Origin of the sequence: Actinoplanes philippinensis (assembly GCF_900113015.1) — a bacterium.
GTDB classification, from domain to species: domain Bacteria; phylum Actinomycetota; class Actinomycetes; order Mycobacteriales; family Micromonosporaceae; genus Actinoplanes; species Actinoplanes philippinensis.
The window spans coordinates 33,308-54,475 of the sequence record NZ_FONV01000033.1; the positions used below are offsets into that span (position 1 = coordinate 33,308).

Consider the following 21,168-nt stretch of genomic DNA (forward strand, 5'->3'; position numbering starts at 1 on the left):
GCTAGGGTCTGCGGCATGTTCGAGGGAATCGCGTTCATGAGGTTGCGCAGCGGCCGCTGACGGCGGCGCTGCCTGCATCGACCTGCACCATGCCCGCCGTCTCGGCGTCCTGCCGGGCGGTCGCATCCGGCTGCCCGGCTCACTCTCGAGCTGCGGAGCACACCCATGTCCCTCGCACATCTTCGTGCCGACGACATCACCGTCCGTCTCGGCGCGCGTGTCGTCCTCGATCACGTGTCCGTCACCGTCTCGGCCGGCTCGCGCCTGGCGGTGGCCGGTGAGAACGGGCGCGGCAAGACCACCCTGCTGCACGTCCTGGCCGGCCTGATCGTGCCGGACGCCGGCACGGTACAGCGGGCCGGCACGATCGGGCTGGCCGCCCAGGCCCTGCACGTGCGTCCCGGCGACACCGTCGGCAGCCTCACGTCGGCGGCGCTGCTGGAGTCCCGTACCACGATGGACGAACTGGAATCGGCGACCGGTGATCTGGCCGCCGGCCGCCCCGGGGCGGACGACCGTTACGCGGCCGCGCTGGAGGCCGCCGCCCGGCTGGACGCGTGGGACGCCGAACGCCGGGTCGACATCGCCCTCGAAGCGCTCGACGCCTGCACCGACCGGTCCCGGGAGCTGGACACCCTGTCGGTCGGCCAGCGGTACCGGGTGCGGCTCGCGTGCCTGCTCGGCGCCCACCACGACCTGCTGCTGCTGGACGAGCCGACGAACCATCTGGACGCGGCGGGGCTGGCGTTCCTGACCGACCGGGTGCGTGCCCATCCCGGCGGCGTCGTGCTGGTCAGCCACGACCGGCAGTTGTTGCGCGACGTGGCCCGGGAGTTCACCGACCTGGATCCGAGCCGGGACGGCCGGGCCCGCACGTATGCCGGCGGCTACGACGAGTGGCAGCGCGGCCGGCGCCGGGACCGGGAACGATGGGTCCAGGAGTACGACGAGCAGCAGGCCGAGCACCGCCGGCTGACCGAGGCGGTGGATCGTGCCCGGTCCCGGCTGAGCACCGGCTGGCGCCCGGACAAGGGCGTCGACAAGCACAAACGACAGTCACACACGCCCGGGGTGGTGCAGGCGCTCAACCGGGAGCGAGCGGCCCTCGACGCGCACCGGATCACCGTGCCGCCGCCGCCCGCGGTGCTGCGGTGGCCGGAACTGACCACTCGCAAGGGTGTTCCGCTGCTGCGCGCCGACGCGGTGCGGGCGCCCGGCCGCCTGGACCGGCCGGTGACGCTGAGCCTGGACGGCGGCGACCGGTTGCTGATCACCGGCGCGAACGGGGCCGGCAAGTCGACGCTGCTCGCGTTGCTGGCGGGCCGGTTGCCGGCACCGGACGGCGCGGTGCGCCGTGCGCCGGGCGCCCGGATCGCGCTGGTCGCCCAGGAGGTCCCGGACCGGCCGGACGACGTCACCGCGCACCGCCTGCTGGCCGGGCGGGGCACGATGGGCCTGCTCGACGCGGAGGCGCTGCGCACCCCGGTGCGGCTGCTCTCCCAGGGCCAGCAGCGCCGTCTCGACCTGGCCGTGCAGCTGGCCGGTGAGCCGGATCTGCTGATCTTCGACGAGCCGACCAACCATCTCTCGTCCACTCTCGTCGACGAGCTGACCGCGGCGCTGCTGAGCACCCCGGCCGCGATCGTGATCGCCACCCACGACCGCCGGCTGCTCGCCGACCTGGCCACCTGGCCCCGTCTGCACCTGACCGCGGATGATCAGACGGGCGCCACCGGCCGGCGACAGCTTCCGGGAAGGACGGCATGATCGACGGCCGGCAGGGGGATCCCCCGCTGTTCGCGGGGACGGCCGGGTTCCACGAGCGGGAGTTGCGGATCGTGCCGACCGAGCGGGGCGGCAGGTTCGCCGGGCATCTGCCGCCCACCGGGATCCGCATCCGGCGTACGGGTCAGACCCGGTAGCCGCTGACCGCGCTGCCGAGCCGCTGGGCCATCCCGGCGAGCTCGGCGGCCGTGGTCCGGGCCTCGTCGGCGCTCTGCGTGGTCCGGTTGGCGGTGGCGGCCACGGTGGTGATGTCGCTGGCGATGTGCCCGGAGCCGGAGGCGGCCTCGGCGACGTTGCGGCCCATCTCGCCGGTGGTGGCGGTCTGTTCCTCGACGGCCGCGGCGATCGTGGTGGCGTAGTCGTTGATCTGGGCGATGACGTGTCCGATGTCGCCGATCGCGGCGACCGCCGCGTCGGTGTCGGACTGGATGGCGGCGATCCGCTTGCTGATGTCCTCGGTGGCCCGTGCCGTCTCCTGGGCCAGATCCTTGACCTCGGAGGCGACCACGGCGAAGCCCTTGCCGGACTCGCCGGCGCGGGCGGCCTCGATGGTGGCGTTGAGGGCCAGCAGGTTGGTCTGCTCGGCGATGCTGGTGATCGCGTTGATCACCTCGGTGATCTCCGCACTGGCCTGACCGAGTTTGGCCATGGTGTCGCTGGTCCGCTGCGCGGCCGTGGTGGCGGATCCGGCGACCTGGGCGGCGTCGCCGGCGCTGGTGGCGATCTCCCGGATCGACGCGCTCATCTCCTCGGTGCCGGCGGCGACGGTCTGCACGTTGGAGGAGATCACCTCGGCCGCGGCGGAGACCGAGCCGGCCTGTTCGGCGGTGGTCTGCGCGGACCGGGTGAGCTCCTCGGCGATGACCGACAGCCGCGCCGACGTGGTGGCCAGGGCCTCGGCGTCGTCGCGGACCTGCCGGACGGTGCCGGCGACCGCGCCGGCGGTGCGGTTGAGGGCGGCGGACAGCTCGCCCAGCTCGTCCTCGCCGCCGACGTCGGTACGGGCGGTCAGGTCCCCCTCGTCGATGCGGCGCAGCACCTCGACGCAGTGGGCGAGCGGCCGGGTGATGCCGCGGGCGAACAGCACCGCGACGACCGCGCCGACCAGCAGCACGACCACGATCGCGGCGATGATGACGGTCCGCCCGCTGTGGTACGAGCTGTCAGCGCCCTCGTGGGCGCTTCTCGCCTGCGTGACGGCCGAGTCGGAGAGCTTCGTGAGGGCCTCGCGCATGGTGCTGACGAGAGGCTTGACGTCCTGGTCCCGGACGGTGCGGACCTGGTCGAGCCGGCCCTGGTCGGCGAGGCGGAACAGACGGTCCGTGACCACCGACACGTAGTCTCCCCAGGTGGCGGTGAAGGAGTCGGCGACGCCGTTCTCCGCCTCGCCGGCCAGGGCTCGATAGGCGTCGGTGAGAGCGGCGACGTTCGCGACCTCGGTGTCGAACTCCTTGCGTTCGGTGGCCCGGGTGGCGTCGTCGCCGGCGAGCAGGTACTCCAGCGCGTTGATCCGGGTCCGGTTGAAGGCCGAGCGCAGGTCGGCGACGGCCTGGGCCTTGAGGGTCTGGCCGTACTCACCTTCGCTGGCGTCGGCGAGCGAGGACATCTGGCGCAGCGCGAACAGGCCCACCGCCCCGCCGAGCGCCGCCACCAGCAGCACGACCATCAGGATCTTGGTGCCGATGCGTACGTTTCCGGCCAGGCGGGCCGCCGATGGTACGGGCTCGCTCATGACGTCGTCCCCCTCGTCTGCAATTTCGCCCCGAAAGGAATCATTGGCCATCGGTGCCGGCTCAACAGGCCGTTTGCCGGTAAAAGGGGCCGGTGTTGTGCGGTGACGACACGTCCGGGCCGACCGCCGTGCCGGCGTCGCACCGGGCGGAATGGGGCCACGCCGGGGCCGATGCTCTGTCATCATCTCCGGCGTGATTCGCCTCTATTCGCTGTTCGCGCTGATCGACCTCGTGTTGATCATCACCGCGTTGATCTCCTGCCTGTCCGCCGAGGAGTACGAGATCCGTGCCCTCCCGCGGGTCGTCTGGGTGATCCTGATCCTGCTGTTCTCGCCGGTCGGCCCGATCGCCTGGTTCGTGGCCGGCCGTCCCGCCCGTCCGATCAAGCTCAGCAACGGCACCGTCTGGAAGCCGGGCAGCGGCTTCCCGGAGAACGAGCGTCCCCGCCCGGTGGCGCCCGACGACGACCCCGAGTTCCTCCGGCGGGTCGCCGAGCGCAGCCGTCGCGAGGACCAGGACCTGATGCGGAAATGGGAGGCCGACCTGCGGCGACGGGAGGAGGAGCTGCGTAGGCGGGAAGGCGGTGAGTGACCCTTAATTGCACACCGGTGAGCAACTAAGTAACCTGCACTTGACTGTGCAGGTTCTGCTCACCGGAGGTCGGCTCTGTCCACGACCCTCTATCGCGTCGCCACCGCCGTGGTCCGGCACCGTGCCCGGACCATCGCGCTCTGGCTCCTCGCGATCCTCGCCCTGGCCGGCGCCGGCAACCTGATCTCGGTCGGCGCCGATGACGAGTTCACCATCCCCGGCTCGCCCTCCCAGACCGCCCTGGACACCCTCTCCCGCGTTTTCCCGCAGGTCAGCGGCGCCTCCGCGAAGCTCGTGCTGACCGTGCCGGACGGCCGTGACGTGCGGGACCGCGCGGTCCGCGACGCCGTCGCCCACGCCGCCGACCGGGCCGCGGGCGTCGAGCACGTGGTGGCGGTCGTCTCGCCCTACGACGAGCGGATCGCAGGGGCGGTCTCCGCCCGCGGCACGGCCGCGATCATCACCGTCCAGCTCGACGTCTCGGTCACCGAGGTCCAGCCGGCCACCCGCGAGCGGCTCACCGCCGTCGCCGACGAGCTGCGGCGGAGCGCCGGGCCGGGCGCGCGGGTGCTGGCCGGCGGCGACGCCTTCGCCGACCGGGTCCCGAAGCTCAGCCCCACCGAAGGGCTCGGCCTGCTCGTCGCGCTCATGGTCCTGCTGATCACTTTCGGCTCGCTGCTTGCCGCCGGGATCCCGCTGCTCACCGCGGTCCTCGGTGTCGGCCTCTCCGCGTCGCTGCTCTACGGCCTCACCGCCGTCACCGCCGTCCCGTCCACGGCGGTCATGCTCGCGGTGATGCTCGGGCTCGCCGTCGGCATCGACTACGCGCTGTTCATCCTGTCCCGGCACCGCGACCAGCTGCGCGACGGCCTCGCCGTGGACGAGTCGATCGCCCGGGCTGCCGCCACGGCCGGGTCGGCGGTCGTCTTCGCCGGGCTCACCGTGGTGATCGCGCTGGTCGGCCTGATGGTCGCCGGCATCCCGTTCCTCACCACGATGGGCCTGGCCGCGGCACTGGCCGTGGTCGTCGCCGTGCTGATCGCGGTCACCTTCATCCCGGCGTTGCTCTCCGTGGCCGGCGAGCGTCTACGTCCCCGCCGGCCCCGCCTGCGGCTGCCGAAAGTCAACATCTTCGATCCTTGGGTACGCCTCGCGACGCGCCGCCCGATCATCACCATCCTCGTGATCGTTTTCGGACTCGGCGCGGCCACCCTGCCCGCCTCCGAACTACGCCTCGCCCTGCCCGACAACGGCAGCGAAGCCCACGGCAGCCCGGCCCGGGTCACCTACGACACGATCACCGAGCACTTCGGACCCGGCTTCAACGGCCCCCTGATCGTCACCACCAGCGTCATCGCCGGCCACGACCCGGTCGGTGACGTGAACCGTCTCGGCGCCGAACTCGGCGCCCTGCCCGGTGTCGCCCTGATCGCGCTGGCCACCCCGGATCCGAAGGGCCAGGTCGGCATCGTCCAGGTCATTCCGGACAGCGCCCCCGACTCGCAGGCCACCACCGACCTCGTGCACCGGATCCGGGAGAAGTACGGGACCCGCGTCGCGGTCACCGGCATCACCGCCGTCGGCATCGACGTCTCCGCCCGGCTCGGCGGCGCGCTGCTCCCGTTCGGCCTGCTCGTCGTCGGCCTGTCGCTGGTCCTGCTGACCATGGTGTTCCGGTCGATCGCCGTGCCGGTCAAGGCGACCGCCGGCTACCTGCTCTCGGTCGGCGCCGCCTTCGGGGCCACAGCTCTCGTCTTCCAGCGTGGCCGGCTCGCCGGCGTCCTGCACGTGTCGCACACCGGCAGCGTCATCAGCTTCCTGCCGATCATCCTGATGGGCGTCCTGTTCGGCCTGGCCATGGACTACGAGGTGTTCCTCGTCTCGCGGATCCGCGAGGAGTACGTGCACACCGGCGACGCCCGGCACGCGATCGGCGCCGGGTTCACGGCGTCCGCCCCGGTCGTGGTGGCCGCCGCGCTGATCATGTTCGCGGTCTTCGCCGCGTTCGTGCCGGAGGGCAGCACCACCATCAAACCGATCGCGTTCGCGCTCGCCGTCGGCGTGTTCACCGACGCGTTCCTGGTCCGGATGACACTGGTCCCGGCGGTGCTGCGGCTGCTCGGCGACCGGGCCTGGTGGCTTCCCGGCCGGCTCGGCCGGGCGCTGCCCGCCCTCGACGTCGAAGGGGAGGGGCTCACCCGGGAGCTGACCCTGGCCGACTGGCCGGAGCCCGGCGCCGCCGACGTGGTCGCGATCGCCGGGTTCACACCCGACGTGCTGCGGGCCGGGCCGGGCGAGATCGTCGAGATCGTGGGGGAGCCGGCCGCTGCCCGCGACCTGCTCTACGCGATCGGCGGACGGATCACCGCGCTGCCCGGGGCCGCCCGCACCCTCGGGCTCGTGTTGCCGCAGCGCGCTTCGGCCGTACGCCGCAGGGTCGTCCTGATCCGGTGTCCCGCGCTCGCCGAGCCGGGCCGCCGGACCGTGGCAGCCGCCCGCCTCGCGCCGCCGTTGCTGCTGGTCGAGGGCCTCGACCGGATCACCGGGCAGGCCGGACGGGACGCCGCCCAGCAGGCCCTGCGCGCCGCCGCCCGCACCGGGACCACCGTGATCGTCACCGCCCGCGACCACGATCCACGCCTCGCCGCGACCCGCACCATCGATCTCAACCCCTCCGAGGTGTACGCATGACCAGGCTCCGCCGCGCCGCCGCCCTCCTCGTGCCGGTGCTCCTCGCCGGCACCCTGATCGGCGCCTTCGACCGGCCCGCCGAGCGTCTCGCCACCGTGACCGCCGCCGTCGTCAACCTCGACGAGCCCGTCCAGCGCGACGGGCGGACCGTCCCGCTCGGCCGTGAGCTGGCCGGACGCCTCGTCGAGCACTCCGGCGACAACTACACGTGGGTGCTCACCGACGCGTCCGACGCCGCCGACGGGCTGCGGACCGGCGGCTACGCGGTCGCCGTCACCATCCCGCCCGGCTTCTCCGCGGCGGCCGTCTCCACCGGCGGCCCCGCCGCACGGGCCGAGCAGGCACGCATCGACGTCACCGCCTCCACCACCGTCGCCGGCGTCGACCCGCTCGTCACCCGCACCCTCACCGACGCGGCCGTCACCACCCTCAACCACACCGTCGTCGAGACCTATCTGGACAACGTGTACCTCGGCTTCAACCGCATGCACGACCAGCTCGGGCAGGCCGCCGACGGCGCCGGCGACCTGGCCGACGGCGCCGGCCGCCTCGCCGACGGGAGCGGCCGGCTCGTCGTCGGCCTGCGCCGTCTCGCCGATGGCAGCGACGAACTGGCCGCCGGACTCGGCCGCCTCGACGACGGCAGCCGCGACCTGGCCGACGGCCTGGCCCGCCTCGACGACGGCGCCGGCGCGCTGGCCGGCGGCGCCCGCGAACTCGGCGGCGGCGCCGGCGCCCTGGCCCGCGGCACCGGCGACCTCGCCACCGGAACCCGCGCCCTCGCCGCCGGCGCCGGGCAGCTCTCCACCGGCCTCGACACCCTCGCCGGCAGCACCGCCGCCCTGCCCGCCCAGACCCGCGCCCTCGCCGACGGGGCCCGCCAGGTCGCCGACGGCAACCGCGAACTCGCCGACACCGTCGTCCCGCTCGCCGGCCGCGCCGTCGACGGCATCGACGCCCTGCCCGACCTGACCGCCGAGGCCGCCCGGATCCGGCAGCTCGCCGACCGGTGTACGACCCCCGCCGACCTGTGCGAGCAGCTCCAGGCCCTGGCCGGCCGGATCGTCGCCCGAGCCGGTGAGGCGGAGAGCGCCAAGGACGACGTGCGCGGCAAGGTCGTCGGGGTCCGCGACGGCCTCACCGGCCTCGCCGACGGCTCCGCGAAGGTCGCGGACGGCGCGGCCGCGCTCGCCGGAAAGACACCGCAGCTGGTCGCCGCGATCGACCGGGCCGGCACGGCCGCCGGACAGCTCGCCACCGGCGCCCGCCGGACCGCCGACGGCGCCGCCGCCGTCGACCGCGGCGCCCGGCGGCTGTCCGCGGGCGCCGGCACGCTCGCCGACGGCGTCGGGCGCCTGGCCGGCGGGACCGGCGACGCCGCCGCCGGCGCGCAGCGGCTCGCCGACGGCACCACCGACGCCGCCGCCGGGGCCGGGCGGCTCACCGGCGGCGCCCGATCGGCCGGCGACGCCGGGCAGAAGCTGTCGGACGGCTCGTCGAAGCTGGCCGAAGGCGCCGGCAGCCTCGCCGGCGCGCTCGGGGAGGGCCGCGACCAGGTGCCCACCTACAGCGACGCCGACCGGGAGCACCTCAGGACCGTCGCCGCCACCCCGGTCGCCGGCGCGGCCGGCGACGACGGCGCGAGCGTCGGTGACCTGATCGCCGGAGCGGTCATCGTGATCGCCCTCTGGATCGGCGCGATGGTGATCTTCCAGCTGACACCGGCCGCCGCCCACGACCCGCTCGCCTGGCAGGGCAGCACCTGGCGGCTCGCCCTCGCCAACGCCCGGCTCCCGCTGGCGCTCGCCGCCGGCCAGTCGGTCCTGGTCACCGCCGTCGCCGGGGCACTGCTGCGGCCCGCGCCGGTCGAGCTGGCCGCCCTGCTCCTCGTCGACCTCCTCGTCGCCGTCACGTTCCTGCTGCTCAACCAGGCGATCGCGGTCGCTTTCGGCCGGGCCGGCCGGCTCCTCGCGATCGGAGTTCCGGTGATCGTCCTCGCGGCGGCGGTCGTCTCCGGGGTACCCGCCTGGGTGACCACCGCCGACGGCCTGCTGCCCGGCCACGGACCGGTCCTGGCGATCCGCGCGATCACCGCCGACGCGGGACTGGGCCCGGCCGGCATCGCCCGCACCCTGGCCTGGCTGACCGTCGGGGTTCTCGGTTGCCTGCTGGCCACCGCCCGTCGCCGGACGACCCGGCCGGCATCGCCCGCGCCCTGGCCTGGCTGACCGTCGGGGCGATCCGCCCGGTATCGATGGTCATTGATCATCCTGGGGCGTAGGTTGGCAGCGGGACCTACTGAAGGAGGACACGCCAATGACGCTCCGTGACACACCTCCGTTCCGGGCCGACCACGTGGGCAGCCTGCTGCGGCCACCGCGCCTGCTCCGGGCCCGCGAGCAGCGGGCGCTCGGCGAGATCACCGCCGAGCAACTGCGCTTCGTCGAGGACGACGCGATCCGTGAGGTGGTCCGGATGCAGCGCGACGTGGGGCTGCGGTCGGCCACCGACGGCGAGTTCCGGCGTACCTCCTGGCACATGGACTTCATCTACCGGCTCGGCGGGATCCGGCCGACCGACGAGAAGATCCAGGTGCACTTCCGCAACGAGAGCGGCGAGCTCGACTTCGAGTCGGCGGCGCTCGCCGTCGACGGGCCGATCACCCTCGGCGAGACGATCTTCGGCGACGACTTCGCGTTCCTGCGCGCCGAGGCCGGCGACGCGGTCACCGCGAAACTCACCATCCCGTCGCCGAGCATGGTCCACTACCGGGGCGGCCGGGCCGCGATCGACCCGGCCGTCTACCCCGACGAGGAGCGGTTCTGGGCCGACCTGAGCGCCGCCTACGCCGAGCAGGTGCGCCGCGTCGCCGGCCTCGGCTGCCGCTATCTGCAGCTCGACGACACCAGCCTGGCGTACCTCAACGATCCGGCGCAGCGGCGGCTGCTCACCGACCGCGGCGACGACGCCGAGCACCAGCACCTGCGCTACATCCGGCAGATCAACGCGGCGATCGCCGGCCGTCCCGCCGGGCTCAACGTGACCACCCACATGTGCCGCGGCAACTTCCGGTCCTCGTGGGCGGCCGAGGGCGGCTACGACTTCGTGGCCGAGGCCCTCTTCAGCGAGCTGGCCGTCGACGGGTTCTTCCTGGAGTACGACGACGACCGCTCCGGCGGTTTCGCCCCGCTCCGCTTCGTCCCGCCCGGCAAGATGGTCGTGCTCGGCCTGGTCACCACGAAACGCGGCGCGCTGGAGTCCAAGGACGACCTGAAACGCCGCATCGACGAGGCCGCCCGGTATGTGCCGCTGGAGCAGCTGTGCCTGTCACCGCAGTGCGGCTTCTCCTCGACGGTCGAGGGCAACGTCCTCACCTACGACGAGCAGGTCGCCAAGCTACGCCTGATCGCCGAGACCGCCGACGAGGTGTGGAGTTAGCGCCACACCTCGTCGGTGAAGGCTTTCTGGACGATCCGGGTCGCCGCCGGGAGGGGGTCCCGGCGGCGTCGGTCCAGGCCCCGCCCGGTGGTGCTGCCTCGCGGGAGCATGATTGCCGGCCACCTTCGGCCGCCGGCATCTCACCGATTGATTCGCCGACATTCTTCCGGTGCGGTGAATCGTCCCGGATCCGGCAGAATCCCGCACATGAGAGCCACGAGCGTGACGGCGGCTGCCCGGACCCTGATCGCGGCCGGCACCGCCGACGCGATGCGCGACTTCACCGAGCGTCTCACCTTCGCCCCCGCCGACGAGATTCTCCACATGCTGCGCACCCTCGCCGCCGAGGACTGGATCGCCCTGCCGCCGTGGGCCCGCAATCTGGCGTACCGCCTGGCCTGCCTCCAGCGCCCCACCGATCCGGACCTGTTGCGGGAGGCCGCCGCCGACCTGCTCTCCTTCGGTCCCGACTGGGACTCACACGCCTATGAGCTGCAGGAACGCGCCGCCGCCGCTTCCGTGCACGGTGCGGCTGCGTCCACCGGCGAGGCGGCCGATCACTAGGCTTGACCCGGACCCGTGGGTACGGGTTTAGCGTCGTCGTCGTGCGAGTGGGTGAACTGACGGCGGCGACCGGCGCGACGGTACGGGCGCTGCGCTACTACGAGGCGGCGGGGCTGGTGGTGCCACGCCGGGAACCGAACGGGTACCGCGTGTACGAGCCGGTCGCGGTCCGGCAGGTGGAGCGGATCCGGGCTCTGATCGGGCTGGGACTGACCGTCGAGCAGACCCGGCCGTTCGTGGAGTGCCTGGCCGGCGGCGGCGCCGAGGCCGACGAGTGCCCGTCGGCGCTGGCCGGCTACCGGCGGGCGATCGACGAGTTGGAGGAGCGGATCGCCCGGCTGTCCGAGCAGCGGGACAGCCTGCGGGCGAGCCTGGCGGAGGCGACGGCCCGGATCGCCGCGCATCGGGGTGTCCGGCGGGCACCGTCCCGGGTGGTCGAGCCGTCGGCGCTGGTGGGGGAGCGGATGCCGGAGCTGACGCTGGCCGCTGCCGACGGGCGGCGGCCCCGGCTGGACCGGTTCGGCCCGGGGCGGACGGTCGTCTTCGTCTACCCGATGACGGGACGACCGGAAGGTGACATGCCGGCCGGCTGGGACACGATCCCGGGGGCCCGTGGCTGCACCGCCGAGGCCTGCGACTTCCGCGATCGGATCGGCGAGCTGCGGGCGGCGGGGGCGGCCCGGGTGTACGGACTGTCCGCGCAGTCACCTGCCTACCAGCGGGAGGTCGTGCACCGCCTGGGTCTGCCGTACCCCTTGCTCGCCGATCCTCGATTGACCGTGGCCGACGCGCTCGGCCTGCCGACGTTCGAGGCCGACGACATGACGCTGTATCGCCGGCTGACCCTGATCGTCGCCGGCGGGGTGATCGAGCACGTCTTCCACCCGATCGACGAGCCGGCCGCCCACGCCTCGCGGGTGCTGGAATGGCTGGCCGGCCGGCCCGGAGACGACGTCAGTGCGCGATCGGGCAGCCGCCGGTGAGCTTGCCGAGGAACGCGTTCGGGTCGTAGTAGTGCTCGACCTCGAGCAGCTTCAGGTCGTCGTCGACCTTGGCGACGCTCATGCCGAACATCTCGATGGTCTTCCCGTTCGGCTGGTGGCCGTGGTACTCGCCGTCGAACGAGCCCCAGTGCCGCCACTTGAAGGTGACCACCGGCGGCGGGCTGAGAACCTGCAGGACCTCCCAGTAGAAGCCGTTCGGGAACGCGCCGTGGAAGATGTCGTGCTGGCTGTCGAACGACTCCTTGCCGACCCGGTAGAACGGGCTGTCGCCGATCAGCACGTTGTAGCTGCCCTGCTCGGCGATGTCCTGCGCGGACGCCCAGCCACCGCCGTTGATGTTGGTGCGGAACTTCTCGGAGACCATCGAGACCCAGGTCGCGGGATCGTGCTTGTGCGAGACCTCCATCTCGAAGACCTGCACGATCGACTCGACGATCGCCTCCAGCGAACCGGGCGCGTGATCGGTGGTGCGCTGCCCGGGCATGACCGTATGTGACAGGTGGTAGTCGGGCGTGCCGTGCCGGAATTCCGACGGGTCAGCGGCTTCGATGACGGCCGACCGGCCCTGCAGCCACAACGGAGTCTCAGACAAGACGAAACGTCCTTCCGGAATGAGGGAAGGGGTATCTGTTTGTTGCGCTGCGATTACCCCCCGTAGTGCCTAAAGGCGGAGATCACCATATCCACGTTGGACAGTCCAGGGAAGGCCGGAACTGTTAACAACTGAATTCGCGCGTATAGCCTATAAAGCCGACGGGTTATGTGGTTTGCTTGGGTGGAAGCGATCAGCGGGAGGATCCGATGCACTGTTGCTGTACCGAGCGGCCGACGACCGAGGCGGTAACGCAATGACCAGCGTCGTTGCGCACAACACGGTCACGGCCGCAGCAACCGGGCGCTCCCGCAACACGGTCGCCGTCATCGGCGGCGGCTGCAGCGGCGCCCTCACCGCAGCCGCAATCGCGCGAAATCCCGCATGGCGGACAGTTCTGATTTCTCCCGAGGACCGCCCCGGCCGGGGTGTCGCCTACGGCGCCGCCGAACCCTGGCACCTCCTCAACTCCCGCGTCGGCGCGATGTCCGCCGACGCGGGCGACCCCCAGCACCTGCTGCGCTGGTGCCGTTCCCGGGGCCTCCCGGCCGATGCGGCGACATTCCTGCCCCGGGCCTGGTACGGCGACTACCTGTCCGGCCATCTGGCGTCCGCGGCGTCCGCGGCCGGCTCCCGGCTCGTTCATCACAAGGCAAAAGCAGTGGAGGTACGCCCGGAGCAGTCCGGCTACACCATCACCGACGCCAACGGTTGCCACATCCACGCCGACCAGGTGATCCTCGCCCTCGGCAACCCACCGCCCCGCCCCCCGGCAGCCGTCTCCGAAGCCACCCTGCGCAGTCCCGCCTTCGTGGCCGACCCGTGGGCTCCGGGCGCCCTGACCAGGGCCCTGGCCGCCGCCCGGGCAGCGGCCCCCGCCCCGGGCCGCGCCGTCGCTCTTTCCGGGTCCGCTGCCTCCGCGCTTGCGGGCTCCACTCCCGTTGTTGCTGCTCCCGTTGTTGCTGCTCCCGTTGTTGCTGCTCCCGTGGCCTCCGCCTCGGTGGGCGCAGGCGACGACACCGCGCCGATCCTGCTGCTCGGCACCGGGCTGACCGCGATCGATGTGGTGTTGACGATCAACGAGCAGGCGCGCGGCGTACCGATGGAGGCCCTCTCCCGTCGCGGACTCCTGCCGCGGACCCACCCGCAGCGACCCGCGCCCGCCGTCGATCTCGCCCTGCCCGAATCGGCCGACCTCGCCCCGCTGCTGCGCCGCGTCCGCGCCGCCATAGCCGAAGGCGCTGACGGGACCGCCGTTGTCGAATACGTCCGGCACAACGCCGATCGCCTGTGGAACGGCTTGACCCCGGCCGCGCAGGAGCGTTTCCTGCGGCACGTCCAGCGCTACTGGGAGGTCCACCGGCACCGGATGGCCCCACCGGTCGCGGCCCGCATCACCCGCCTCCGCGACCAGGGCACCCTGCGAATCCGCTCCGGCCGCCTGCTCTCCATCGATCCCGACCCGCACGGCGGTTTGACCGTCCGCATCGAGGGCGAGGCGCCCCGCCGGTATGCCGCCGTCATCTCCTGCACCGGCCCCGGTCCACTGCCGTCCTCAGCCGGCCCCCTGCTCACCGGTCTGCTCGCCGACGGCCTGGTGAAGACCGGCCCGCACGGCCTCGGCCTGGACTCCGACCCCGACGGCCAGATCCGCCCCGGCCTATGGCTGATCGGCCCGCTCCGCCGAGGTCGCTCCTGGGAGGCCACCGCCGTCCCGGAGATCCGCACCCAGGTCGAACGTCTCCTTGCCGCCCTCCCACAGCCGGCCCCCGCCCTTTGACGCGGCGGGGTCGTTTCTGGGAGGCCACGGCTGTTGCGCCGGCCCGTGCCGAGGTCGAATGTCTTCTCGCCGCCTTCCCACAGCCGGCCCCCGCCCTCTGACGCGGCGGGGTCGTTTCTGGGAGGTCGCCGCTGTTCTGCTGGCCCGTGCCGAGGTCGAATGTCTTCTCGCCGCCTTCCCGCAGCCGGCCCCGTCCTCCCGCCGCCCGGCCCCGGCCTTCCGCGACTGGCCCGCCCTTCCGCGACTGCCCGGTCTTCCGCGACTGCCCGGTCCTCCGCGACCGCCCTGTCCTCCCGCGACTGCCCGCGCCCTCTGGCGCGCCGGGCGCCGGTCTTCCCTCCCGCCCGCGCGTCGGCGCGGCTTGGCAGAGGCCGGCGCACGGCTTCGGCCAGCTCGGGAACGGCAGGTGTGCCACGTCCGGATGGCTTCGCCCGGGTCGGACCGATCAGCAAGACCCTCACCTGGCTCCTGAGCCTGATGGCCAGGTCCGCCTCGGTCGGTATTTGGCCGATGGTCGCGCCAGGGCCATCCCTGGAGAGCCATCACCATCCCGGCGTCGACGCACGACCGATCGACTGCTGGCCGCACGTCGTGGTAGGCCGCGATGTCGTCGACTTGCGGCACCCGCTTTGGCAGGGCCCGAGATCGTGTAGGAGTGGGCCCCCACTGTGCGCTGTCCGCTGGTAGAGACCGTGGTGGCGCCGGGAGCCGTGTGGTTCTGGTCAGGGAAACACGGCACCGGAGGCGTCGATGAACGGTGGGTTCTCCAGCTTCACCTCCAGAGCCTGACAAGCTGCCATCGCGGCGGCGAACTTCATGTCTCCTGGTCCGGTGTCCACGGGAGTGTCGAGGATCCGAATCAGCGTCACGGAGCGCCCGGTGTGGTGACCGCTACGAACCAGCACGTACCGCACGCCCGCGACCGCCTCAGCCACCAGCTCCTGGTCGCCGGGGCCGCCACTGACCGCCTGCGGGCCGTGGACGTCTCGCCGCCAGGCGAACACCTCGTCGGACACGACGACCTCGTCATGGGCGCACGCCTCGACCCGGACAGAGACCTTCGCCACATGCGGAATCCGGCTCACAATTTGCCGAAGCCGATACGAATGCTCCACCACGCGATCGTAGGGAACGCCGGAACCCACGGAACGCAGAAGGCCACGGGCCGGGAGCCGAGGAAGCGCACCGGGGCCGCGGAGGTCAGGGAGGCCGCGAGCCAGGAGCCGAGGAAACGCACCGGGCTGCGGAGGTCGGGGAGGCCACGGGCCGGGAGCCGAGGAAGCGCACCGGGGCTGCGGAGTCAGGGAGGCCGTGAAACACGCGGACCGGTCGGCCCGCGCCGGCGAGACAGGTGCGGCGAGGTGCGGCAGGACCAGCCCGCGCCGGGTCCGGATGGGGCGGAGAAGCAGGCGGCAACGCTCATGCCGACATCATGCAGGAACGAAGGTGACAGCACGGTGACAGCCGCATCTGCGAGTGAAAACACCGCCCTGTGATCGCAGGTGCGGAGCGGATACAGTGCCATGGTGACGGATTTTCGGATCGGCGAGGCAGCCGAGCTGCTCGGGGTCAGCGCTGACACCGTGCGCCGCTGGATCGATGCCGGGCGGCTTCCCGCGGGGCGCGACGAGGCCGGTCACCGGGTGGTCGACGGGGTGGAGCTGGCCGCGTTCGTGCGGGCCAAGGGCAACGAGCCGGACGATCGGGCCGACGAGTCGTCGGCGCGCAACCGGCTGCGGGGCATCGTCACCGCGGTGGTCAAGGACACCGTCATGGCGCAGGTGGACATTCAGGCCGGGCCCTTCCGGGTGGTGTCGCTGATGAGCCGGGAAGCCGTCGACGAGCTGGACCTGCAGGTGGGTTCGATCGCCGTGGCAGTGATCAAGTCGACCACGGTCGTGGTGGAGCGGGCCGGGGCACACAAAGGGAGAAGCAGTTGAAAACCCTTCGCACGGTGGCGGCCGGTCTGGCTGCGCTGATCGCTTTCGGCCTCGCGGGCTGCGGCGGCGAGAGGACCGACAACGACACGGGCGACAGAGCCGGCACCGTGACGGGGCCGATCACGGTCTTCGCCGCGGCGTCCCTGACCGAGTCGTTCACCACGATCGGCAAGCAGTTCGAGGCGGCCCACCCGGGCACCACCGTCACGTTCAACTTCGCCGGCAGCTCGGCCCTGGCAACGCAGATCAACGAGGGCGCCCCGGCGGACGTGTTCGCCTCCGCCTCCCCGAAGAACCTGGCCGTCGTCGTCGACGCCGGCAACAGCGAGGGCCGGCCCACCACGTTCGTGAAGAACCAGCTGGTCATCGCGGTCGCCAAGGGCAATCCGAAGGGTGTCGCAGGCCTGGCCGGCCTGACCGAACCGGATGTCAAGGTGGCGCTCTGCGCGGAGGCCGTCCCGTGTGGCGCGGCGGCGAAGGCGGCGATCGAGGCGGCCGGTGTCAAGGTCACCCCGGTGACGCTGGAGCAGGATGTGAAGGCGGCCCTGGCCAAGGTCAAGCTGGGTGAGGTGGACGCCGCGCTGGTCTACCGCACCGACGCGAAGGCGGCTGCCGCCGACGTGGACGCCGTGGAGTTCCCGGAGTCGGCGAAGGCGATCAACGACTATCCGATCGTCGCGCTCAAGAACGCGAAGAACGGCGCCGGGGCGCAGGCGTTCATCGCGTACGTGTCGTCGCCCGAGGCCACGAAGGTTCTCACCGAGGCCGGGTTCCAGGCACCCTGATCATCATGAGAACGGCGCGTGTACCCGTACCCCTGCTGTTGCCTGCGGGTTTGGGGTTGATCTTCTTGCTCCTGCCGCTGGCCGGGCTGCTGGCGCGCACGCCGTGGTCGACGCTTCCGGCGCGGCTCGCCGAGCCGCGGGTGGTCGAGGCGCTGCGGCTGTCGCTGCTCACGTCGACGCTGGCGACGGTGTTGTGCCTGGTCCTGGGAGTGCCGCTGGCGTGGATGCTGGCCCGGGTGAGTTTTCCGGGCCGGCGTCTGGTCCGGGCGCTGATCACCGTGCCGCTGGTGCTGCCCCCGGTCGTCGGGGGCATCGCGCTGCTGCTGGCGCTGGGCCGGCGCGGGCTGGCCGGGCAGTGGCTGGACGCGACGTTCGGAATCACGCTGCCGTTCACCACCGCCGGAGTGGTGATCGCCGAGTCGTTCGTGGCGCTGCCGTTCCTGGTGATCGCGGTCGAGGGGGCGCTGCGCGGCGCCGACAGCCGGTTCGAGGAGGCCGCCGCCACGCTCGGGTCGACCCGCTGGACGACCTTCACCCACGTGACGTTGCCGCTGGTGGCACCGGGGATCGCGGCGGGCGCGGTGCTGTGCTGGGCGCGCGCGCTGGGCGAGTTCGGGGCGACGATCACGTTCGCGGGAAACTATCCGGGCATCACCCAGACGATGCCGCTCGCCGTCTACCAGACGATGGAGAGCGGTGACCTGGAGGGAGCGGTCGTGCTCAGCCTGATCCTGCTGGTCGTCTCGGTCGCGATCCTGGCCGGGCTGCGCGACCGCTGGCTGACCGCGCCGTGACCGCGCTTCTGGACGCCCGCCTGGTCGTTCGGCGGGGCACGTTTCTGCTGGACATCGAGTTGCGGATCGCTCCCGGCGAGACGGTCGCGCTGCTCGGGCCGAACGGCGCGGGCAAGACCACCGCGCTGCGGGCCCTCGCCGGTCTCGCTGCGCTCGACGACGGCCACCTGCGGCTCGACGGCCGCGACATCCGCGACGACCCGCCGGAACGGCGTCCGATCGGCGTCGTCTTCCAGGACTACCTGCTGTTTCCGCACCTCACCGCCCGCGACAACGTGGCCTTCGGCCCACGACGGCAAGGTCAGGATCGCAAGCAGGCGTACGGGGTGGCCGACCGCTGGCTCGACCGGGTCGGACTCGCCGACCACGGGCGCCGCAAGCCCCGCCACCTGTCCGGTGGTCAGGCGCAGCGGGTCGCGCTGGCCCGGGCGCTGGCCGTCGACCCGACCCTGCTGCTGCTCGACGAGCCGCTCGCCGCCCTGGACGCCCGGACCCGGCTGGAGACCCGCGGTGAGCTGCGCCGGCACCTGTCCGCGCATCCCGGCGCGACCCTGCTCGTCACCCACGATCCGCTGGACGCGCTGGTGCTCGCCGACCGTCTCGTCATCGTCGAACAGGGCCGGGTCGTGCAGGAAGGCGACGCGGCGACGATCACCGCCCGGCCGCGCACCGACTACGTGGCCCGACTCGTCGGGCTCAACCTCTACCGCGGCCACGGCGACGGGCACACCGTGACGATCACCGACGGGTTCGCGCTGACCAGCACCGACAGTGTCGACGGGGACGCGTTCGTGGCGTTCCCGCCGGCGGCGGTCGCCCTGCACCCGGCCCGGCCGGACGGCAGCCCGCGCAACACCTGGCCGGCCGTCCTCGCCGACGTGCAGCGCCACGGCGACAACCTGCGGGTCCGGCTCGACGGGCCGATCAGCGTGGCCGCCGACATCACCCCGGCCGCAGCCGCCCACCTGCACCTCGAACCGGGCCGGGAGCTGTGGGTGGCGGTCAAAGCGGCCGAGACGCGTGCCTATCCCGGTGACGGCTGAGGCCGGCGCCCGCTCGGCGCCGGCCTTCTCACCGGGTCAGACCCGGCACTGCCAGGTGGAGGCGTCGTAGAAGTTCACGAACCGGTCCAGCTTGGCGTAACCGTGGGTGAGGGTGTTGCACGCCGCGGCGATGTCGATGTCGTAGTAGGTCGGGCCGGCCCGGCTGTACTGGACGCAGTGCCAGTCGTAGACGGTCGTGCCGAGCAGGGCGGCGTCGCTGTAGCCCTTGCCGGTGCAGTAGTCGGCGAAGACCGGGGTGACCACGTCACGCTGGACCAGCCAGCAGCGCACCGACGCCGGGTCGTGGAAGTCGCCGATCCGGTCGACGGCGTAGTCGGAGGCGTACGTCCACCGGCAGGCCGCGTCGAAGGCGAGGTCACCCTGCTGCCCGCTGCCGCTGACACAGTGCCAGTCGTACGCCGTCGGCCCGGTCAGGGTGGCGTCGGCATATCCGATCGACCGGCAGTAGGCGCCCAGGTCGAGCCCGCCGAGGTCGGTGGGCGGGGGAGGAGACGCCGAGGCCGGCCCGGCGACCGCCAGAACACCGGCGAACCCGACGAGCAGGGCGAGCAAGAACTTGCTGACAGAGCGCATAGCTCTCCCGAGATGACGATGGTCCGGCTGAACAGGACGAACCAGCCGGAGCCTCCTCAGTGGAGGAGGCAGGGTCAGCTTAGTGAGGATCGATGCATTTGCAAGTTCTTGCATCGGTTGCTTTATTGTTTCGTACGTTAGAGTTCGCCTCCGTGACATCGACCTCGCTGCCGTTCCGTATCGAGCAGACCCGGAGACTGCTCCGGCTCCAGCCCGTGCTCAACATGGTGGGGATCCTGTTCCTGATCCTCATGGTGGTGAACTCCGGGCCCGCGTCGACGCCCGGCGACGGTGTCGCCGTGTACACGGTCCTCGGCGGGCTGCTCCTCGGCGGCCTGCTGTCGGCTGTGGCAGCGAAGGGGTTCGCGGGCGGCCGGGCGTCCGCCTGGTTTCTGGCGCTGCTGGCCCAGCCGCTCGTGATGGTCGCCGTGTGGGGCGGGTGGCGGCTCGACCTCACCCTGCGGGTAGGTATCCTGCTCACCCTGGTCCTGGCTGGACGGATCACCGCCAACCTGCTGCGCGCTCAGGTCCGCGACTACTTCTTCTGAAATCCGTCGCCACGCTGCCGTCGCCGTGCTGACGCAGCGGATCATCGAAGAAGGAGTTCGCGTTGTCCGGGTCGGAGCAGAACCCGGACATCACGGCGTCGGACCGGCGCGGGTTCCTGCGGCAGCGGTTGTTCGGCCTCGTGCGGTTCGTTCAGCGGCCGCCGTACGGCGTGTGGTCGCCCTCGGATCTGCCAGGTGCGGCGTTGGACCGGCCTCGGGTCGTTGCGTCGGGGTTCGCTTGGCGGACCTTGCCGTGCGTCGGCTTGCGGTTGGCTTGGCGGGCCCTGCCTCGGGCCGGCTTGCGGTTTGCTTCGCGTGGGCCTTTCCTTGCGCTGGCCAGCGGTTCGCTCCATGTGGGCCTTGCATTGCTGTCCTGTGCTGGCGCCCTTGCCCTTCTGTCCCATCGGGCGCGGCGGCCTCCTTGCTTCGTCAGGCCTCGCTTCGCGCTGTGTCGGTGTTGCCAATAGCCCGTCGGCACCCGACTTTCCCTGGCGTATCTTGCCGCGCGCGACCCGCCATGCCTCGCCTCGCCCGGACCGCCAGCCCCCACCCCGCCCCTGCTCACCTGCCCCTTCTTCGGCTTGACCGTGATCGCCCCGGTCTTCTCGGGATCATCCCGGCCCTATAGGGATCGACTCGGTCTTATGGGGTATTGCTCCCGATTTTATAGGATCGCTCCGGTCTTATCGGGTATCGCCTGGGCCTTATAGGGGATCGCCTGGGTCTTCCCGGGATCGCCGCCCGCCCCGGCGTCGGCCTGCGCGGGCCGGCCCCTACCTGCCTCGGCTCGCTCCGTTTCACCTGCCCCGAGTCCGCGAGAGCCAGGCTTGCCTACCCCGGCCGCCAGGCACTGACCCGGCCTACCCCGGCTCGGTCCTGGCTTGCCTACCTCGTTAGCTCGCCCGGCGCCGCCATGGCCTGCCTGGCCGTGGCCCGCTTGCCTCTGCCGGCCGCACCCGTTCTTGCTCGCCAGCCAGCCCGCCCCGGCTCCTCGACCTCTCAAGCCCGCCTGGGTCCGTCTGCCTGGGCGGGCCTATCCGAGGCCGCCTGCCATTGGCCGGCCTTCCGGCCTTCCGGCCTTCCGGCCTTCCGGCCTTCCGGCCTTCCGGCCTTCCGGCCTTCCGGCCTTCCGGCCTTCCGGCCTTCCGGCCTTCCGGCCTTCCGGCCTTCCGGCCTTCCGGCCTTCCGGCCCAGGGTCATTGCGTGTTCGGGTAGCTGCTGGTCACGGCCGTGATGAGGTCGTTTGAACGGCGGTCGGCGCGTCGGTTGGCGCGGGCGATGTTGGT

General features: G+C 72.3%; 18 protein-coding genes. 14 read left to right on the forward strand and 4 right to left on the reverse strand.

Features of this window, described 5'->3' with window-relative positions; all coding sequences use genetic code 11:
• Positions 1-165 precede the first annotated feature (165 nt).
• Both BM290_RS45110 and BM290_RS48950 read left to right on the forward strand, forming a co-directional pair.
• Positions 166-1,767, forward strand: a complete 1,602-nt coding sequence (locus BM290_RS45110) for an ATP-binding cassette domain-containing protein (RefSeq protein ID WP_093622175.1) — start codon at positions 166-168, stop codon at positions 1,765-1,767.
• Complete coding sequence (locus BM290_RS48950) at positions 1,764-1,922, forward strand: hypothetical protein (protein WP_177320178.1); 159 nt, start codon at positions 1,764-1,766, stop codon at positions 1,920-1,922. Before BM290_RS45110 ends, BM290_RS48950 begins: the two co-directional genes overlap by 4 nt.
• Here the strand turns inward: BM290_RS48950 and BM290_RS50915 are convergent.
• On the reverse strand, positions 1,910-3,517 hold the full coding sequence (locus BM290_RS50915) for a methyl-accepting chemotaxis protein (RefSeq protein ID WP_177320179.1): 1,608 nt from the start codon (positions 3,515-3,517) through the stop codon (positions 1,910-1,912). The two genes, BM290_RS48950 and BM290_RS50915, sit on opposite strands and share 13 nt — an antisense overlap.
• 193 nt (positions 3,518-3,710) lie before the next feature.
• Here BM290_RS50915 and BM290_RS45120 point away from each other — a divergent pair, with 193 nt between their 5' ends.
• The 6 genes from BM290_RS45120 to BM290_RS45145 all read left to right on the forward strand — a co-directional run bounded on the left by BM290_RS45120 (position 3,711) and on the right by BM290_RS45145 (position 11,785).
• The gene (locus tag BM290_RS45120; protein WP_093622177.1) at positions 3,711-4,109 is read left to right on the forward strand and encodes a PLD nuclease N-terminal domain-containing protein; all 399 of its coding nucleotides are present in this window, start codon (positions 3,711-3,713) and stop codon (positions 4,107-4,109) included.
• 108 nt (positions 4,110-4,217) lie between these two features.
• A complete protein-coding gene (locus tag BM290_RS45125; protein WP_239144128.1) occupies positions 4,218-6,800 on the forward strand; it encodes an MMPL family transporter in 2,583 nt (860 codons plus the stop codon).
• The gene (locus BM290_RS50920) at positions 6,797-9,028 is read left to right on the forward strand and encodes a YhgE/Pip domain-containing protein (protein ID WP_093622179.1); all 2,232 of its coding nucleotides are present in this window, start codon (positions 6,797-6,799) and stop codon (positions 9,026-9,028) included. Before BM290_RS45125 ends, BM290_RS50920 begins: the two co-directional genes overlap by 4 nt.
• An 88-nt stretch (positions 9,029-9,116) precedes the next feature.
• The gene (locus tag BM290_RS45135; RefSeq protein ID WP_093622180.1) at positions 9,117-10,238 is read left to right on the forward strand and encodes a 5-methyltetrahydropteroyltriglutamate--homocysteine S-methyltransferase; all 1,122 of its coding nucleotides are present in this window, start codon (positions 9,117-9,119) and stop codon (positions 10,236-10,238) included.
• A gap of 207 nt (positions 10,239-10,445) precedes the next feature.
• Positions 10,446-10,802, forward strand: coding sequence for a hypothetical protein (locus BM290_RS45140; protein ID WP_093622181.1), 357 nt, complete (start codon positions 10,446-10,448; stop codon positions 10,800-10,802).
• A 41-nt stretch (positions 10,803-10,843) separates the two neighbouring features.
• On the forward strand, positions 10,844-11,785 hold the full coding sequence (locus BM290_RS45145) for a redoxin domain-containing protein (protein WP_093622182.1): 942 nt from the start codon (positions 10,844-10,846) through the stop codon (positions 11,783-11,785).
• Here the strand turns inward: BM290_RS45145 and BM290_RS45150 are convergent.
• A complete protein-coding gene (locus BM290_RS45150; RefSeq protein WP_093622183.1) occupies positions 11,757-12,398 on the reverse strand; it encodes a nuclear transport factor 2 family protein in 642 nt (213 codons plus the stop codon). The two genes, BM290_RS45145 and BM290_RS45150, sit on opposite strands and share 29 nt — an antisense overlap.
• 256 nt (positions 12,399-12,654) lie before the next feature.
• Between BM290_RS45150 and BM290_RS45155 the strand changes: the two genes are divergently transcribed.
• Positions 12,655-14,178, forward strand: a complete 1,524-nt coding sequence (locus BM290_RS45155) for an FAD/NAD(P)-binding protein (protein ID WP_093622184.1) — start codon at positions 12,655-12,657, stop codon at positions 14,176-14,178.
• A 722-nt stretch (positions 14,179-14,900) separates the two neighbouring features.
• Here BM290_RS45155 and BM290_RS45160 read toward each other — a convergent pair.
• Complete coding sequence (locus BM290_RS45160; protein WP_143134206.1) at positions 14,901-15,293, reverse strand: hypothetical protein; 393 nt, start codon at positions 15,291-15,293, stop codon at positions 14,901-14,903.
• A 411-nt stretch (positions 15,294-15,704) separates the two neighbouring features.
• Between BM290_RS45160 and BM290_RS45165 the strand changes: the two genes are divergently transcribed.
• From BM290_RS45165 to BM290_RS45180, 4 genes are read left to right on the forward strand one after another with little or no spacing between them, the layout of a single operon-like run.
• On the forward strand, positions 15,705-16,118 hold the full coding sequence (locus tag BM290_RS45165) for a TOBE domain-containing protein (RefSeq protein WP_093622193.1): 414 nt from the start codon (positions 15,705-15,707) through the stop codon (positions 16,116-16,118).
• Positions 16,115-16,903, forward strand: coding sequence for a molybdate ABC transporter substrate-binding protein (gene modA / locus BM290_RS45170; protein WP_093622186.1), 789 nt, complete (start codon positions 16,115-16,117; stop codon positions 16,901-16,903). The genes BM290_RS45165 and modA overlap by 4 nt, the downstream gene beginning before the upstream one ends.
• Before the next feature lie 5 nt (positions 16,904-16,908).
• Positions 16,909-17,697 carry an ABC transporter permease gene (locus BM290_RS45175; RefSeq protein WP_093622187.1) on the forward strand — a complete coding sequence of 263 codons (789 nt, stop codon included), beginning with the start codon at positions 16,909-16,911 and terminating at the stop codon, positions 17,695-17,697.
• Positions 17,694-18,740: an ABC transporter ATP-binding protein gene (locus BM290_RS45180; protein WP_093622188.1), complete on the forward strand. Its 1,047-nt coding sequence runs from the start codon at positions 17,694-17,696 to the stop codon at positions 18,738-18,740. Before BM290_RS45175 ends, BM290_RS45180 begins: the two co-directional genes overlap by 4 nt.
• A 36-nt stretch (positions 18,741-18,776) precedes the next feature.
• Here the strand turns inward: BM290_RS45180 and BM290_RS45185 are convergent, their stop codons facing one another.
• Positions 18,777-19,334, reverse strand: coding sequence for a hypothetical protein (locus tag BM290_RS45185; RefSeq protein ID WP_093622189.1), 558 nt, complete (start codon positions 19,332-19,334; stop codon positions 18,777-18,779).
• Positions 19,335-19,486: 152 nt separating this feature from the next.
• Between BM290_RS45185 and BM290_RS45190 the strand changes: the two genes are divergently transcribed.
• The gene (locus BM290_RS45190) at positions 19,487-19,882 is read left to right on the forward strand and encodes a hypothetical protein (protein ID WP_093622190.1); all 396 of its coding nucleotides are present in this window, start codon (positions 19,487-19,489) and stop codon (positions 19,880-19,882) included.
• Positions 19,883-21,168: the final 1,286 nt, after the last annotated feature.